Source organism: Bradyrhizobium ottawaense, assembly GCF_002278135.3.
Classification (GTDB): domain Bacteria; phylum Pseudomonadota; class Alphaproteobacteria; order Rhizobiales; family Xanthobacteraceae; genus Bradyrhizobium; species Bradyrhizobium ottawaense.
This window is the reverse complement of the sequence record NZ_CP029425.2, coordinates 3,734,869-3,750,527: the sequence shown is the minus strand read 5'-3', so window position 1 is coordinate 3,750,527 and position 15,659 is coordinate 3,734,869. Positions and strand designations below refer to the sequence as shown.

Below are 15,659 nucleotides of genomic sequence, written 5' to 3'. Positions count from 1 at the left end.
CCTCGGAAACAAAAAAGGCCGGCTTCGCAGCCGGCCTCTTTCTGTTCATGATGAGCGCTGGATCAAGCCTTGACCAGCGGGCCCTTGGAGGTCGGCCCCTTCGAGCCGCCGGGACCGCCCGGCTTGGACTTGCCCGGCGGCCGCTTGCGGGCCCCCGGCAGCTTCTCCTGCTTCGGCGTGACCGGGCCCTCGACGAATTCGAACCCGATCTTCTCCTTGGTCTCGTCAGCCTCGTCCTTGACCAGGACGACGCGGACGTGGCCGCCGCCCTTCAGCTTGCCGAACAGCACCTCGTCGGCGAGCGGCTTCTTGATGTGCTCCTGGATCACGCGGGCCATGGGACGTGCGCCCATCTGCTCGTCGTAACCATGCTGGACCAGCCAGGCCTTGGCGGGCTCGGACAGCTCGATGGTGACGTCGCGGTCGCCGAGTTGGGCTTCGAGCTGAAGCACGAACTTCTCGACCACGGTGCCGATCACCTCGACGCTGAGATGGCCGAACGAGACGATGGCATCGAGACGGTTGCGGAATTCCGGCGCGAATTGCCGGTTGATCGCCTCGTGGTCGTCGCCTTCCCGCTTGGAGCGCGTGAAGCCGAACGCCTGCTTGGCGAGATCGGAAGCCCCCGCGTTCGTGGTCATGATCAGGATCACGTTGCGGAAATTGACCTGCTTGCCGTTGTGGTCGGTGAGCCGGCCGTGATCCATGATCTGCAGCAGCACGTTGTAGAGATCAGGATGCGCCTTCTCGATTTCGTCGAGCAGCACCACGCAATGCGGATGCTGGTCGACGCCGTCGGTGAGCAGGCCGCCCTGGTCGAAGCCGACATAGCCGGGAGGCGCACCGATCAGGCGAGATACGGTGTGCCGCTCCATGTATTCGGACATGTCGAAGCGCAACAGCTCGACGCCGAGGCTTGCCGCGAGCTGCTTTGCAACCTCGGTCTTGCCGACGCCGGTCGGACCCGAGAACAGGTAGCAACCGATCGGCTTCTCCGGCTCACGCAAGCCGGCGCGCGCCAGCTTGATCGATGCCGCAAGCGACTCGATCGCCTTGTCCTGACCGAACACGGTGCGCTTCAGCGTCTGCTCAAGATGCTTGAGCACCTCGGCATCGTCCTTCGACACGCTCTTCGGTGGAATCCGCGCCATCGAGGCGATCGTGGTCTCGATCTCCTTGATGCCGATGGTCTTCTTGCGCTTGTTCTCGGCGACCAGCATCTGCGCCGCACCGGACTCGTCGATCACGTCGATCGCCTTGTCCGGCAGCTTGCGGTCGTGGATGTAGCGCGAGGAGAGCTGCACCGCGGCCTCGATCGCCTCGTTGGTGTACTTCAGCCGGTGGTAGTCCTCGAAGTACGGCTTCAGTCCCTTGAGGATCGCAATGGCGTCCTCGACCGTCGGCTCGTTGATGTCGATCTTCTGGAAGCGCCGCACCAGCGCGCGGTCCTTCTCGAAGTGCTGGCGGTATTCCTTGTAGGTGGTCGAGCCCATGCAGCGGATGGTGCCCGAGGCCAGCGCGGGCTTGAGCAGGTTCGAGGCATCCATCGCCCCGCCCGACGTCGCGCCCGCACCGATCACGGTGTGGATCTCGTCGATGAACAGGATGGCGTTGGGATGCGCCTCGAGTTCCTTCAGCACTTGCTTCAGGCGCTCTTCGAAGTCGCCGCGATAGCGCGTGCCCGCGAGCAGTGTGCCCATGTCGAGCGAGAACACCGTGGCAGCCGCCAGAACTTCCGGCACCTCGCTGTCGACGATGCGCTTGGCGAGGCCCTCCGCGATCGCGGTCTTGCCGACGCCGGCTTCGCCGACGAACAACGGGTTGTTCTTCTGCCGGCGGCACAGCACCTGGATCGCACGGTTGATTTCGGAATTGCGTCCGATCACCGGATCGATCTTGCCGTCGCGCGCCTTCTTGTTGAGGTTGACGCAATAGGTCTCGAGCGCCTCGCCCTTCTTCTTGGCGTCCTCGGCGCCCTTGGTCTCGGTCTCCTCGTCGACGCCGCGCACCGGCCGCGCCTCGGAGACGCCAGGCCGCTTGGCGATGCCGTGGCTGATGTAGTTGACCGCGTCATAGCGCGTCATGTCCTGCTCCTGCAGGAAATACGCGGCATGGCTCTCGCGCTCGGCGAAGATCGCGATCAGCACGTTGGCGCCGGTCACCTCTTCACGACCGGAGGATTGCACGTGGATCACGGCACGCTGGATCACCCGCTGGAAGCCGGCTGTCGGCTTGGCGTCGTCCGCGCCGTCGGTGACCAGATTCTCGAACTCGGTCTCTAGATAATTAACCAGGCTCGTGCGGAGCTTGTCGAGATCGACACTACAGGCGCGCATGACGGCGGCTGCATCGGAGTCGTCGATCAGGGAGAGCAACAGATGCTCGAGCGTCGCGTATTGGTGATGACGCTCGTTTGCGATCGCCAGCGCACGATGCAGGGATTGTTCAAGGCTTTGGGAAAAAGTCGGCATTCGCGTCCTCTATGGCCCCCACCATCATGATCGTCATCGCCCGGTCAGGCAACAACAACCTTTGTCACATATAGTTATACAAGACCGCGGCGAAAGACCGGTTCCGCGACTCTGGCAGCGACACACCCGCGGTATTTTCGATGCAAAACCCGTTCCGATTTGGGCGGACTACCCATTTGGGCAGGGTTGACGCCGGCGCCGAAGTTCACCGGATCATGCAGCAGGATGCGCTGCCATCACACACCACACGAGCAGAACCACTCTAAGGAACGGGACCGGCGACTACTTCTTTTCCATCACGCATTGCAGCGGATGCTGGTGCTTGCGGGCGAAATCCATCACCTGTGTCACCTTGGTCTCGGCGATCTCGTAAGTGAACACGCCGCACTCCCCGATACCATGATGATGGACGTGCAGCATGATCTTGGTCGCGGCCTCGATGTCCTTGTTGAAGAACTTCTCCAGCACGTGGACGACGAACTCCATCGGCGTGTAGTCGTCGTTCAGGATCAGCACGCGGTAGAGGTTCGGCCGTTTGGTCTTCGGCTTGACCTTGGTAATGACCGAAGTGTTCGGACCCGAGGGGTTGCCCGAACGGTTCTCGTCATTGCTCATGCGAGGAGCGTAGGCAGCGGCTGGCGCGGACAGGTCGAGTCTGGAAGTCAATTGCGGCATGGCTCAGGCGTTCAAATTCCCCATGGAAGCGAATGGCGGTCGCCGCGCGACCCCGCCCTTCGGAGCCTGGCGCAGGCGCGCCGCCTTGTTGGATCGCCGCTCCCGACAATCCGGTCCAAACCGGATCGTTCGCCAGCAATATGGGCCTGCCCCCGGCCCGCCGCAAGCGTGCAGAGGTCCGGCCGATGCGGCCACGGCAGTCCCGATTCCCGTTCCGGGCGATCAGGAGCGAGGTTAAACAATCCGGACCGATTTGACAAAAATTTCGCCCCCGCGCGTTTAGAACATGTTGACCAGGAACCCCGGCTATTAACCCGGCTGCGGCGGTTTCACGCGGGTCGCTCCGGTTTTCTACGGTCCAATTTACCTGCCGTTCAATGGCATGGCGCGAAATCGGGCAAAACACAGATTTCGGGGATTGTCATGTCTCGCCCGCCGCTCGTCAGCCGCCTTGGTCGACTATGCGCCCGCTTTGCAACGGCCGAGCAAGGCAATATCGCCGTGATCTTCGCCATCGCGCTGGTCCCGGTGCTGAGCTTCGTCGGTGCCGCGATCGATTATAGCCGCGCCGCCCAGGCCCGCGCCTCCATGCAGTCGGCCCTCGACTCCACCGCGCTGATGCTCTCCAGGGACCTGTCGTCCGGCACGATCACGACGTCCCAGATCAGCAGCAAGGCGCAAACCTATTTCAATGCCCTGTTCACCAACACCACGACCCTGCCATCGGTCACCGTTGGGGCCACTTATACCGCGAGCACCAGCATCGGCTCGACGATCCAGCTCACCGGAACCGGCGCCTACACGACCAGCTTCATGAAGATCGCCGGCTTCCCGACACTCGGCATCGACACCACCTCCACCAGCGCCTGGGGCCTGACGCGCATGCGCGTGGCCCTGGTGCTCGACGTCACGGGATCGATGGCCGACGACGGTAAGATGCCGGCCATGCAGACGGCCGCGAAGAACCTGGTCGACCAGCTCAGCACGCTCGCCAAGACCAACGGCGACGTCTACATCTCGGTCGTTCCGTTTTCCAAGGACGTCAACGTCGGCAGCAGCAACTATGACAAGTCCTGGATCGACTGGAGCGACTGGGAAGCGGTGAATGGCAGCTGCAGCGACAATTGGTACAAGCAACAGTCGAGCTGCGTCAGCGCGGGCAAGACGTGGACGCCGAAAAACCACAACAAATGGACGGGATGCGTCACCGACCGCGATCAGGACTACGACACCAAGAATACTGCTCCGGTGAGCAGCAACTCGTCGACGCTGTTCCCGGCGGAGCAGTATTCGTACTGCAATTCCAGCAATTCGGCCTACATCCAACCGATCATGCCGCTGAGCTACGACTGGTCGGCGCTCAAGACGCTGATCGGCAATCTGGTCCCGACCGGCAACACCAACCAGGGCATCGGCCTCGCCTGGGGCTGGATGACGCTCTCGACCGGCGATCCCATGAACGCGCCGGCCAAGGACACCAACTACACCTACAAGGACGCAATCGTCCTGCTCTCCGACGGCATGAACACGCAGAACCGCTGGTACAGCGACTCCTCGCAGATCGACGCGCGGGAGAAGAAGCTGTGCGACAATGCCAAGGCCCAGCCCAACAACATCACGATCTACACCGTGCAGGTGAACACCGGCAGCGATCCGACCTCGAGCGTGCTGCAATATTGCGCCAGCAGCTCCGACAAGTTCTATCTCGTCACGTCGGCCAGCCAGACCGTTTCGGTGTTCAAGGACATCGGCACCTCGCTGTCGAAGCTGCGCGTGGCGCGCTGACGGATCGACCGCGTGCCAACAAAAAGCCCGGCTGGTTCAGCCGGGCTTTTCGATTCCAGGACGTCCTGAAAAATTTACTGAGCAGCCGGGGTGAACTTCGACACGATGGTCTCGACCGGCTTGAACGCCTGCTTGGCGAGGTCGCTGTAGAGGCCGGCGATCTTCTGCGATTCCGCAACGAAGGTCTCGTAGGAGGAACGGGCGAAATCGGTCTGCGCTTCCATGGCCTTGTCCAGCGACTTCACGCCGGAAAGCTTCTCGACGAAGGACTTGGTGTCTTCGAACGACTTCTTCGTATAGTCGCCATAGGCGCTGGCGATCGCCTGAAGGCCGTGCTGCACCGAGGTCGCGGAGGCGACGTACTGCTCGAAGTGCTCTTTCCCGTAGTTCTGAAAGTCTTCAACCTTGAACATTTCGGAATCCTTTTCCCTGGCTCTCGTCGGGAAGCCCCGGCTCCCTGACTCTGCCCACAATTAGTGCAACGCACAAAAAAGTCAAGAATTTTGTGCGACGCACAAAATTGGACTCATTTCGCGAAGATTCCCGGGGTTTCCCGCAAGGGTTCTTTAAGCATTTGGAAACCGCGGGCCCCTACCCTGATTCCCTGGACGTGTTCAACTTCCGCAGACGGTCAAAAGCCGTTTGAGACCATCACCTTAGCCAGAATAGCGGTTCAGGTCCAACGTCCCCCGCGGCGAGCACCAGCGGAGGGACAGCCTGAGCAGGTAATGATCCCGGGTCCATTGGGCACAATTTCGCCTCACGAGCCGGTGATCAAGTCAGAAACGGGGACGGGGTTCCATGCTTCGTAAAAACTTGTCTTCCTCGCGCTTGGCGCGGGTTGGCGTTTTCGGGCTTCTTACGGTCACCACCGCGGTCATCTTCACCACCGATGCCGCCGAGGCGCGGCGTCATCGCCGCCATTACGCGCACCACCGGGTGCAGCGCGACGTGTCCGAGAGCTCCAGCCCGAAATTCGCGTCCATCATCGTCGACGGCAATTCCGGCGCAGTGCTCCAGGCGACCAGCCCCGACGGGATCCGCCACCCCGCCTCGCTCACCAAGATCATGACGCTCTACCTGCTGTTCGAGCGTCTCGAGTCCGGGAAGATGAAGCTCGACACCGAGATGCCGGTGTCCCAGCACGCCGCCGATCAGGATCCGACCAAGCTGAATTTGCGCGCCGGCCAGACCATCCGTGTCGAGGACGCGATCAAGGGTCTCGTCACCCGCTCCGCCAACGACGCAGCCGTGGTGATCGCCGAAGCGATCGGCGGCGACGAGGACGACTTCGCCCAGATGATGACGCGCAAGGCGCGCTCGCTCGGCATGTCCAAGACGGTGTACCGCAACGCCAACGGCCTTCCCAACGACGAGCAGGTCACGACCGCGCGCGACCAGGCCACGCTCGGCCGCGCCATCCAGGAGCGCTTCCCGCGCTACTATCGCTATTTCGCGACGGCGACCTTCAACTGGCGCGGACAGTCGATCCGCAACCACAATCACCTGCTCGGCAATGTCGAGGGCGTGGACGGCATCAAGACCGGCTACACCCGCGCCTCCGGCTTCAATCTCGTGACCTCGATGCGCCGCGGCAACCGTCATCTGATCGGTGTCGTGCTCGGCGGCCGCAGCGGCGGTTCGCGCGATGCCATCATGCGCAACCTGCTCGCGGAGAATCTCGAGAAGGGTGCGACCACCCACACCGTCGCCGCGGTCACGGAGCGCAACGGCGCGGACGCCAGCACCGAGGTCGCCGACGCGTCGCCTACCCCGGCCCGCGCCGTTCCGCAGGTTCAGGCCGCTCCTGCCCCTGCTCCTGAAGCCGCTCCGTCGCGTCTGGCCGCACGCCTGTCGACGCTCGCGGCTGCGACTGCCGCGGTGCCGCCGGCCCAGCCCAGATCCGAAGCCAAGCCTGAAGTTCGGCCGACGGAATCCAAGATCGAGCCGGCGCCGCTCACCAATGGCGTGATCTCGAGCCAGCCGCTCTCCATCATCCCCGGCTCGTCCGAGCCGATGAAGCCGGTCCGGGTCAAGACGGTTCAGGTCAAGGCCGGCGCCGTGAAGGTCGCCTCCGCCGCCCCCGCTCAGGTCGCACCGCCGGTCACCAACGCCATTTCGTCCCGTTCCGACGTCGCGGAAACCTCCACCGCCGTCGTCGCCCGGGCCGATCTCATCAACAAGCCCGAGGTCGTCAGCCAGCCGGAAGCGCCGAAGGCCGAGATCGCCCGCGCCGAGCTGCCGCGGCAGCCGGCGGGCTTCGGCACCGGCAACGGCATCCTCGGGGTGCTGCCGGCCGCAACGGCTGCTGCGCCCGCCCCGGCCGCTCCGAAGCTGGCCTCCGCCGACCCGATGCCGATCCAGATGAGCGCCACCACCAAGCCGGTCGCCACCCACAGCGGCTGGATCGTCCAGGTCGGCGCGCTCGAGAGCGAGAACGAAGCCCAGCAGCGCATCGATGCCGCGCGCAGCTCGGCCCGCGGCCTGCTCAGCAAGGCCGATCCGTTCACCGAGGTCGTCGCCAAGGACAATCGCAAGCTCTATCGCGCCCGCTTCGCCGGGCTCGAGCGCGACCAGGCCGAAGCCGTCTGCCGTACCCTGAAGCGCGCCGACATCTCCTGCATCACCGTCCGCAACTGATCTTTCGCAACGCTCCGCTCAAAATGCCCGCGCCTTGCGCGGGCATTTTTGTTTTTGGCGGATCTCAATGCCAGTTCCGCGACAACTTCTCGTCAAGGATTTACGGTTAAAACTTTACTCAAGAGATCAATCACGCCGACAATGGCGGGTGTCAGGGCGACGGCAAACAGAGCAAGCGGAGCTCACGCGGTACGGGCGTTTGTAGCGTAGTGCCGGAGTTAGCCGTTATGCGTACGAAGCAGAGTATCCTTGGCCTCGTTTACACGGGCAGCGAGATAGTTCGACCCCCCTTGGTCGGGATGGAGTTTCTTCATCAGGGTCTTGTGGGCCCGACTGATGTCGTCACGCCCCGCCCCCGGCTGCAAGCCAAGGATCTGATAGGCCTCCTCCGCCGTCATTTTGCCGCTCGCCGCCGTGCGGCGCTGCCCCCCTGCCGCATCGCTCTGCGCGTTCTGACGCCAGGCGGGAAACCGGCGGTCCAGATAGCTTTCAAGTAAGGCCACGCTCTCGGCGTCGAATGTCGGAACCATGGCCAGCAGGCTAGCGAGATCGAACTCGCCGAGATCGCGCCCGGCGTGAGGCCCGGCGACGATCTGCCCGCCGAGCTGGCCAGAGCCGTGGTCGAGCCGCATATCCAGGAATTGCGAACGCACGCGTGAAGACTGCCCTGACGCGGGCGCAGCACCACCGCCGCCGAACAGCCCGCCGACATTGCCGAAGCCGGCGTTTGCCAGCGGTGTCCAGCCCAGCAGCCCGGCGCCGAAAATCCCGAGCGGGATCGCCACCACCAGCTCGCCCCGCAAGCCCGTGAAGGCTGCGACCGCCAGCGCCACCACGCCGCCACCGAACCTGATGGCCCTCGCCAGCACCGCCGGATTGGCAGCGCGAAACATCTGGAGCAGCAGATAAAGCGTGATAATTGCGACAGCGCCGGCGATCAGGGTCATGACCGGAATATAGTCGCCCTCGCGGCAAAATGCATGGCATACGCCTCGCCGCGACGCCTGAGCGCTACTTCATTTGGCCGATCAGCCTGGCCGCGCCGCTCGCGGTCTTCGCCAGCTTCAATAGCGCCTCGCGACCGCCGGCGGCATAGGCCGCAGCCGCCCGCAACAGCTCGCGCAACTGCGCCGCCGCACCCGGATCGAACCGGCACCAGGCGCCACCCGTCAGGCGCGCGATCTCGCGAAAGGCCTGCTCGGCGACGGCGTCATGACCTTCCTGAAACAGGAACACGGGCACTTTGAGCATGCCGAGCTCGCCGGCCTTGGCGCAGAGCTCGTCGACCTTCTCCTCCATGGCATCGCCGACGAAGACGACGGCACGCACGCCCGATGCGACCGCTTCGCGCCGCGCCTCGGTCAGCACCTTGCCGATCTGGGTGTCGCCGCCGCGGCAATCGATCTTGGTCATCAACGCCGCAAGCCTGTTGCTGTCGGAAATCCATCCCGTGGCGCGGCACTCGTTGAAGCCGCGATAATAGACCAGCCGGATGTCGAGACTGCCGAGCGCGGCGGTCTCGCGAAACATGTCGGCCTGCAGCGCGCAGGCCATGTCCCAGGTCGGCTGCCGGCTCATCGTCGCGTCCAGCGCGAAGATCAGCCGCCCCTTCGCGCCCGGCGCATGCGGTGACATCGCCTGCGCCTTGGCGACGAAGGCGGCGATGTCTTCCGCAGTCGACGTTCCGGCCTGCGGCACCGCACCGCCTGCTTGCGCCGAGACGGCATCGCCGCTGCGGGGTTTGATGGGTTCGCCCGACATGCCTTGACCCTGCGTGGGCGGCTAATGTGGTTAGCGCAAGCAGCCCGGTCAATGTGCAAAGCCCCCGCCGGCAGAGGCTGGCGGGGGCTTTGCAGATCGTGACTGACGATGTGGGCGCCGTCAGGGCGAAGAGGTCAGCTCTTGGCAGGCCCCATCAAGGCGACCGGACCGGGCTCGAGGATATTGGGCGGCGAGGATTGCGTGTCGACCGGCGCGATCTCGCTGTCGGCGGCGCTCAGGAATTTGTCGAGCATGCCCTGGATCGAGTTCTTGGCGACATCCGGACCGGTGTCGCGCATGTCGTTGTGCTGGAATTCAGTCTTCACGACCTGGATACCCGCCTTCTCGCATTCCTCGTCCGTCGGGATCACGCCCGCATCGGCCTTGAACTGCGGATCGGTGGAGCGGAACGACAGGATCTTGAACTTGCCGGCGGTGACGAAGGGCACGCGCAAATTGTCGAGCGTGACGACCTTTTTGACTTCATCCGGATACTGTTTGGCGAAATACATCGTGATGTCGCCGCCCATGGAATGGCCGACCATGGTGACCTTGTCGTAGTCGGCGTTCGGCTGAAGCTTCCTCATTTCCTGCACGGCGAGATGGATGTTGGCGACACCGCGCAGGATCTGCGGCAGCCGGCCGACATAGAGCTCGCCGGGCTTGGTCACCATCGGAGGATCGGTCGGCAAGTCGTGCTGCGGGCTCAGGACCATGTAGCCGCGCGCAGCGAAGATGTTGGCGAGGAAGCCGTATTCGGTGTTCTTGACGGTGTTGCCGTGATTGATCACTGCGACCGGCAGCGTGATCATGCCGGCGGTGGCCTGCATTTCCTTGTCACGACGCACCGCGATGTCGACGGGCACCGGGCGATTGTCGCGCGAGGCGTCGTAGAAGGTAATGGTCTCGTGCTTGATCGCCCACTTGCTCGCCGTGAAATAGGCGATGCCGCAGAGAGCACTGACCGAAACCAGAACGGCAATTCCACGCTTCATTTTCGTCCTCAGCCTCAGGCTCTTGCGGCCTGAATCCCTGTTGAAAATCGTGTTCTTCCGGGGCTCTTCGACCCCTTGTCGCCTATTCGCTAATATATGTCACAGGCGCGTGACAGGAAGGCCAAATATTGTGAACCGGCAGCCCTTTCATTGTGCGCCGCACACGTTTTGTAGGCATCCCGTCCTCGCCAAGCTACGTCAGCGTGCACGTCACCATCCGACGCAACCGGTCCCGCTTGGGTTCAATTTCACGGTCAACGTAAGGTGAAAACGGCGGAGCGCGGCCACAGTTCCCGCGGAAACCGGCCCCTCAGATCGATCGGAAGTAGCGATATACCGCCGCTCAGGCGCCGAGGATGTCGTGAACCTCGAGCGGCTTGTCGACCTGGTTGAACCACTCGGCCCGGTTGGCGGCGCGGCGGCGGCCGCGCTCGTCGAGCGGCAGCTTGAGCTGCCGGAGCAGGCTCGTCACCTCCTCTCGTGCGGTCAGATGGCCGAGATTGGGCCGCATGCCGAGCGTGGTTTCGTCGATCTCGTCGAGGGCGGTCAGGCCGCGCGGGAAAAATTCGCGATAGACGACGCGTTCGGCGAAGCCGTCGACGTAGCGGAAGCCGAGCCGCAGCGACAGATCCTTCAGCCCCTCGGCGACGAGTTGCTTGTTGCGCGAGCCGAGCATCGACAGGCGGTTGCGCACGACGATCCAGTCGGTGGTCGAGCCGTCGAGCTGGCGGCGCTTGCGCCTGACGTCGCGCACCATCTCGGCGTAGTGGCTCTCGCCCGTCACCGCGTAATTGGCGGGATCGACGGTGCCGAGCACGTCGAAATCGAGGAAGCTGTCGTTGATCGGCGTGACCAGCGTGTCGGCCATCGAGTGCGCCAGCCGCATCAGATAACTGTCGGTGCCCGGCGTATCGATGACGATGAAGTCGAAGCTGCTCTCGACCGCCGAGACCGCCTCCATGAACTGCTGGAACTCGGAATTCTCGTTCTCGGCGATCTGCATGGTCTCGCCGAGCTTGATGCAGCGATGCACCGGCAGTTCGAGGTCGAGCTTGGTGCGGCGCGCCCAGGCGGCACGGTTGCCGATGTAGCGCGTGAAGCTCTGCTGACGGCAGTCGAGGTCGATGGTGGCGACGCGCTGGCCGGCCTTCAGGAGCGCAACCGCGATGTGCAGGGCGGTGGTCGACTTGCCGGAGCCGCCCTTCTCGTTACCGAGCACGACCACATGCGCCGAGCCGGATTGGCCTTGGCTAGCCTGCACAAGCATGGCGATCCTCAACACCCCTGATGAATATCTTCGAGTTGGCCGCGTCTGCGGTCAAGTGAAATGCGTGACAGGTAATGCAAATCGCAGCGCGCCTGCTTCATCATGAATCGCGGCGCCGTCTTTCTTTCTGTAATCCAGCCCACAATGTCGCGACATCCTGCGCGACCTTGCGCGGGATGCTGTGCCGCATCCGGATGCATGGCGTCCACGATCGCCGCTTGTTAAGGTTAGTCGCCCCTGGCGCCAGGTCATGCCGCGCCGATTCCCAACCCTGTCGAGTCCTGATGTCAGCAAGCCCTTTGATCGCCCGCACGGTCCCAACCTTGCGCCGCGCCGTCGACAATCTCCGCAAGCGAAAGGCCACGATCGCGCTGGTCCCGACCATGGGGGCCCTCCATGACGGGCATGTGTCTCTCGTCCGCCTCGCCAAGCGGCGCGCCAGCCGCGTCGTGGTCTCGATCTTCGTCAACCCGACCCAGTTCGCCCCCACCGAGGATTTCGGCGCCTATCCGCGCACCTGGAAGGCCGACATCGCCAAGCTCGCAGCCGAGGATGTCGATATCGTCTGGCATCCCGGCGTCGATGCCATGTATCCGGACGGCTTTGCCACCCGCATCGTGCCGGAGGGACCGGCGATCGCCGGCCTCGAGGACCGCTTCCGCCCGCATTTCTTCGGCGGCGTCGCCACCGTCGTCGGCAAGCTGTTCACGCAGTGCCGGCCGGACTTCGCGATCTTCGGCGAAAAGGATTTTCAGCAGTTGCGGGTGGTGTCGCAGATGGCGCGCGACCTCGACCTCGGCGTCAAGATCGTCGGCTCCCGCACCGTGCGCGAGCGCGACGGGCTCGCGATGTCCTCGCGCAACGTCTATCTGTCGCCCGAGGAGCGGCGGACCGCCCCCATCCTCTACCGTGCCATGAAGGACAGCGCCGGCCGCATCCGTGCCGGCGAAGCCGTTGCGTCGGCCATGAAGCGTGGCGCCGCAACGATCGAGGCGGCCGGCTTTGCGCTCGACTATTACGAAGCGCGCCATGCCGAGACGCTGGCGCCCCTCGCCTCGCGCAAGGACGGACCGTTGCGGATCCTGGTCGCGGCCAAGCTCGGCACGACTCGGCTGATCGACAATATCGCGGTTTAGAGCAGCCCGAGATCGCGTAATTCGCGCCGCATCGGCTCCGGCATCGCCGCGATCGAGCCGGCGGCGGACTTGCCGAGATCGGGCGGCACGGAATCGTCGGCGAGATAGCGCCAGCCCTGGAATGGGCGCATCGGCCGTGGCGACACCGAGACCACTTTCGGCTGCATCACGATCCGGCAGCGACCGATACCGTCCTTGTCGCGGAACGGCTCGATGCCGATGATCTTTTCCCGTGCGGCGATCTCGCCCTTGATCACCCAGTAGAGCGACCCGCCCGAGAGGATCTCGGCATCGCGCTTGGGGACCATGCGAGTGATGTGGATGTGATGTTGCGGCAGACCCTTCTTCTTGGCGGTCTGCATCCGTTCGGCGATCCACTCCTTCAATTCCTTGACGGAGTCGCAACCGACGGCGAGCTTGATCAGATGTAGCGGCATGCCCAAGCATTAGCCGGGCGGCACCGCATTTGGAATGCCGATCTATTCGTTATCCGCAGCCGCGGGCGCGGCCGCCGAGGTTGGCGGCGGAGCGAGCGGAACCGGCGCTGCAGGAGCACGCGCAGCCTTCGGGGCCGGCGGCTTCTTCGCGGCCGGTGGTGCGGCGGCTTGTGCCGACGTCGCGGCGGGCGCGCGCGGTGCCGGCGCTGCGTTCGCGGCGGCGGGCGCCGCCTGGCGCGTCGTCGCCGTGGGCTCCGGATTCATGATGCTGACCGGCGGCGTCGACGAGGCGCTAGGGAACTCAGCGCTGGTCGGCTTGCCCGTCGGCATCGCGGGCGGCAGCCCGGCAAGCGCGGCCGTGGCCGGCATCGCCGACGCCGTTGCAGGCGCGTTCCAGGTTGGCGCATGGCGCGCGACCAGCATGTCGTAGAGATGGGCGTCCATGTTGGCGGCAACCCGCTGCTGGTCGGTCAGCGAGCGGAACGCGGCGCAGTCGAACTGCGTGCAACCGTCGCGCACGACCAGCACCTGCGCCACGAGGCCGTAGCGATCGTGCTCCAGCGCCTTGCGCAGCACCTTCATGTCCGTCGTCAGGCTCTTCTCGGCGGTCGCGGCATCACCGAGCGCGGTCAGCCGGTCGATTCGGACCGCGGTATAGGAGACGGCGGCAGCCGCGGCATCCGGCGAGCCGAACAGCGCCTTCTCGCAGCCAATGGCGACCGCATCGCCGGCGAGATCGTCGAGACAGGACAGCGCCGGCAGGCTCGCGATGACGGCACCTTGCGCGCGCGCTTCGGTCGGAGCGTCCTGCCCCGCCGGTCCATAGACGCGCACGGTGGCAGCTCCGGCGATCGCGATGGACAGCAGCGTGATCACGGTCAGCGCGCCGTTGGCGACCGACCTGTCGGCGCGCAGCAGCGTGATCAGCAGGATCAATCCGAAGAATCCGGCAGCCGCCAGCGTCATCCACATCGGAAAGGCCGGCGAGCGCCAGATTTGGTCGAGCGAAGTGGCCCATGCCCAGTTCATGCGCGACGTCCCCTCACGCGAGCAGAGAGCGAATGGTCAAGCGAGCACCGCGAGTCGGCAACTGGCCCCAGCCCACCTTGGGAAGGTGAAGCGGGCCTTTTGACGGCGGCAGGACACAATTCCGCAGGGGGCGCGAATGCGCGGGAGCGTCGGTTTTCAGGACAGCGCGAGCTGGCTTTCCTTGGCGACGCGTTCGAAGGCTTCGGTCGAGCTTTTGATCCGGTACTGGCAGTCGTCGCCGTCGGTCGGCAGCAGGCGGATGACCTCGTACGAGCCGCTGGCAGCAGGGCGCGCGACGTTGCTGGCCGTGAACAATACGCGCGTTCCAATCGGGAATTTGTGCTTCAACACCCTCTCCATCACTCAAACAACGCCTGCCTCGCCCATGGTCCCACTGCGACGGCCGGCCAGAAACCCAGCGCTGTATAGCACGCGGCCAGCCGTTTTGGCCAGCGCCATGCCACCATGGCAAACGTGTAAATCCTGCAATCTTTTCAGAATGATAGGGATGGAACCGACAGGTCGATGATACCGCCGGGGCCGCATGTTCAGGCGGCATGTCGCAGGGCCGGTCGCAGCCCGATTGGCATATGGCCCCGGTCAATGTCCGGAACGTGAGCGCCGCCGGCCGGCACACAGCCAGCGGCCTCGCTCGGACCGACCGGTCAGGCGTCCTCGAACTTCTCGATGACAAGGGTTTCGGCCAGCCCGTCGCGGGTCCATTCCTGGAACGCCGGCAGCGCCATCATCGTCTCCATGTAGGCCTTGGTGTCCGGCGCGACGTCGATCGCGTAGGTGCGCAGGCGATGCACCACCGGCGCGTACATCGCATCGGCCGCACCGAAGCGGCCGAACAGGAACGGACCCTTGGCACCATAGCGCGTGCGGCACTCGCGCCAGATCTCCTCGATGCGCGCGACGTTGGCCTTGGCGTCGGCCGACAGCGCCAAGGGCCGGACCGGCCGGTGCAGGTTCATGCCGCATTCGTTGCGCAGGGGCACGAAGCCGGAATGCATCTCGGCGCACACCGATCGGGCATGCGCGCGCGCGGCGACGTCGTCGGGCCACAGCTTCACTTCCGGATAGCGCTCGGCGACGTATTCGATGATGGCGAGCGAATCCCACACCGTGACATCGCCGTCGACCAGCACCGGCACCTTGCCGGCACGGCTGAAGGACAGGATCTGCTCCTTGTCCGCGGGATTGTCGGTGTAGAGCGGGATCAGCGTCTCCACGAACGGGATGTCGTTGGCGCGAAGCGCGAGCCATGGCCGCATCGACCATGACGAGTAGTTCTTGTTACCGATCGCGAGTTTCAGCGCAGCCATGTCATCAGTCCTTCCCGAGACGTCCTAGGGCGAGCCGCTTTTAACGCCATCCCCTGCCGCCAATCAATCGTTGCTGCGCCCCGTCATGCGTGGCAATCGTTGCGGTCCTCGCCAAGAGACGGACAAGAGACGGAC

Annotated in this window: 14 protein-coding genes; 3 read left to right on the top strand and 11 right to left on the bottom strand. The window is 64.4% G+C overall.

The window, feature by feature from the left end; all coding sequences use genetic code 11:
- Positions 1-62: 62 nt before the first annotated feature.
- Complete coding sequence (gene clpA, locus CIT37_RS17900) at positions 63-2,471, bottom strand: ATP-dependent Clp protease ATP-binding subunit ClpA (protein ID WP_028143973.1); 2,409 nt, start codon at positions 2,469-2,471, stop codon at positions 63-65.
- 282 nt (positions 2,472-2,753) lie between these two features.
- The gene (clpS, locus tag CIT37_RS17895) at positions 2,754-3,086 is read right to left on the bottom strand and encodes an ATP-dependent Clp protease adapter ClpS (protein WP_026202494.1); all 333 of its coding nucleotides are present in this window, start codon (positions 3,084-3,086) and stop codon (positions 2,754-2,756) included.
- Positions 3,087-3,569: 483 nt separating this feature from the next.
- On the opposite strand from clpS, the gene CIT37_RS17890 reads away from it, so the two are divergent.
- Positions 3,570-4,931: a TadE/TadG family type IV pilus assembly protein gene (locus CIT37_RS17890; protein ID WP_095426297.1), complete on the top strand. Its 1,362-nt coding sequence runs from the start codon at positions 3,570-3,572 to the stop codon at positions 4,929-4,931.
- A gap of 74 nt (positions 4,932-5,005) precedes the next feature.
- Here the strand turns inward: CIT37_RS17890 and CIT37_RS17885 are convergent, their stop codons facing one another.
- On the bottom strand, positions 5,006-5,344 hold the full coding sequence (locus tag CIT37_RS17885; protein WP_028143975.1) for a phasin family protein: 339 nt from the start codon (positions 5,342-5,344) through the stop codon (positions 5,006-5,008).
- 388 nt (positions 5,345-5,732) lie between these two features.
- Between CIT37_RS17885 and CIT37_RS17880 the strand changes: the two genes are divergently transcribed.
- Positions 5,733-7,571, top strand: coding sequence for a D-alanyl-D-alanine carboxypeptidase (locus tag CIT37_RS17880; RefSeq protein ID WP_095426296.1), 1,839 nt, complete (start codon positions 5,733-5,735; stop codon positions 7,569-7,571).
- A 218-nt stretch (positions 7,572-7,789) separates the two neighbouring features.
- Here CIT37_RS17880 and CIT37_RS17875 read toward each other — a convergent pair whose 3' ends face one another.
- The 4 genes from CIT37_RS17875 to CIT37_RS17860 form a co-directional block, all read right to left on the bottom strand.
- Positions 7,790-8,518, bottom strand: a complete 729-nt coding sequence (locus CIT37_RS17875; protein WP_028143977.1) for a DnaJ domain-containing protein — start codon at positions 8,516-8,518, stop codon at positions 7,790-7,792.
- Between the two features lie 64 nt (positions 8,519-8,582).
- Positions 8,583-9,332 carry a hypothetical protein gene (locus CIT37_RS17870; RefSeq protein ID WP_038950342.1) on the bottom strand — a complete coding sequence of 250 codons (750 nt, stop codon included), beginning with the start codon at positions 9,330-9,332 and terminating at the stop codon, positions 8,583-8,585.
- A 134-nt stretch (positions 9,333-9,466) separates the two neighbouring features.
- On the bottom strand, positions 9,467-10,327 hold the full coding sequence (locus CIT37_RS17865; RefSeq protein ID WP_028143979.1) for an alpha/beta fold hydrolase: 861 nt from the start codon (positions 10,325-10,327) through the stop codon (positions 9,467-9,469).
- 343 nt (positions 10,328-10,670) lie between these two features.
- Positions 10,671-11,594 carry a division plane positioning ATPase MipZ gene (locus CIT37_RS17860; RefSeq protein ID WP_028143980.1) on the bottom strand — a complete coding sequence of 308 codons (924 nt, stop codon included), beginning with the start codon at positions 11,592-11,594 and terminating at the stop codon, positions 10,671-10,673.
- Between the two features lie 284 nt (positions 11,595-11,878).
- Here CIT37_RS17860 and panC point away from each other — a divergent pair, with 284 nt between their 5' ends.
- Complete coding sequence (gene panC, locus CIT37_RS17855; protein WP_095426295.1) at positions 11,879-12,730, top strand: pantoate--beta-alanine ligase; 852 nt, start codon at positions 11,879-11,881, stop codon at positions 12,728-12,730.
- On the opposite strand, the gene CIT37_RS17850 is transcribed toward panC, so the two are convergent.
- The 4 genes from CIT37_RS17850 to CIT37_RS17835 form a co-directional block, all read right to left on the bottom strand.
- On the bottom strand, positions 12,727-13,167 hold the full coding sequence (locus tag CIT37_RS17850; protein WP_028143982.1) for a DUF1489 family protein: 441 nt from the start codon (positions 13,165-13,167) through the stop codon (positions 12,727-12,729). The two genes, panC and CIT37_RS17850, sit on opposite strands and share 4 nt — an antisense overlap.
- Before the next feature lie 42 nt (positions 13,168-13,209).
- Entirely contained in the window at positions 13,210-14,196 is a 987-nt protein-coding gene (locus tag CIT37_RS17845; RefSeq protein ID WP_095426294.1) for a hypothetical protein, read from the bottom strand.
- Between the two features lie 156 nt (positions 14,197-14,352).
- A complete protein-coding gene (locus CIT37_RS17840) occupies positions 14,353-14,556 on the bottom strand; it encodes a hypothetical protein (protein ID WP_018321158.1) in 204 nt (67 codons plus the stop codon).
- A gap of 305 nt (positions 14,557-14,861) precedes the next feature.
- Positions 14,862-15,524, bottom strand: coding sequence for a glutathione S-transferase family protein (locus CIT37_RS17835; protein WP_095426293.1), 663 nt, complete (start codon positions 15,522-15,524; stop codon positions 14,862-14,864).
- Positions 15,525-15,659: the final 135 nt, after the last annotated feature.

What these genes read in the sequence shown, in the direction of transcription:
- CIT37_RS17875 (WP_028143977.1), bottom strand. Translation starts at nt 8,518, where the DNA reads ATGACCCTGATCGCCGGCGCTGTCGCAATTATCACGCTTTATCTGCTG.
- CIT37_RS17850 (WP_028143982.1), bottom strand. Translation starts at nt 13,167, where the DNA reads ATGCCGCTACATCTGATCAAGCTCGCCGTCGGTTGCGACTCCGTCAAG.
- CIT37_RS17845 (WP_095426294.1), bottom strand. Translation starts at nt 14,196, where the DNA reads ATGAACTGGGCATGGGCCACTTCGCTCGACCAAATCTGGCGCTCGCCG.
- CIT37_RS17870 (WP_038950342.1), bottom strand. Translation starts at nt 9,332, where the DNA reads ATGTCGGGCGAACCCATCAAACCCCGCAGCGGCGATGCCGTCTCGGCG.
- clpS (WP_026202494.1), bottom strand. Translation starts at nt 3,086, where the DNA reads ATGAGCAATGACGAGAACCGTTCGGGCAACCCCTCGGGTCCGAACACT.
- panC (WP_095426295.1), top strand. Translation starts at nt 11,879, where the DNA reads ATGTCAGCAAGCCCTTTGATCGCCCGCACGGTCCCAACCTTGCGCCGC.
- CIT37_RS17885 (WP_028143975.1), bottom strand. Translation starts at nt 5,344, where the DNA reads ATGTTCAAGGTTGAAGACTTTCAGAACTACGGGAAAGAGCACTTCGAG.
- CIT37_RS17860 (WP_028143980.1), bottom strand. Translation starts at nt 11,594, where the DNA reads ATGCTTGTGCAGGCTAGCCAAGGCCAATCCGGCTCGGCGCATGTGGTC.
- CIT37_RS17890 (WP_095426297.1), top strand. Translation starts at nt 3,570, where the DNA reads ATGTCTCGCCCGCCGCTCGTCAGCCGCCTTGGTCGACTATGCGCCCGC.
- CIT37_RS17865 (WP_028143979.1), bottom strand. Translation starts at nt 10,327, where the DNA reads ATGAAGCGTGGAATTGCCGTTCTGGTTTCGGTCAGTGCTCTCTGCGGC.
- CIT37_RS17835 (WP_095426293.1), bottom strand. Translation starts at nt 15,524, where the DNA reads ATGGCTGCGCTGAAACTCGCGATCGGTAACAAGAACTACTCGTCATGG.
- clpA (WP_028143973.1), bottom strand. Translation starts at nt 2,471, where the DNA reads ATGCCGACTTTTTCCCAAAGCCTTGAACAATCCCTGCATCGTGCGCTG.
- CIT37_RS17880 (WP_095426296.1), top strand. Translation starts at nt 5,733, where the DNA reads ATGCTTCGTAAAAACTTGTCTTCCTCGCGCTTGGCGCGGGTTGGCGTT.
- CIT37_RS17840 (WP_018321158.1), bottom strand. Translation starts at nt 14,556, where the DNA reads ATGGAGAGGGTGTTGAAGCACAAATTCCCGATTGGAACGCGCGTATTG.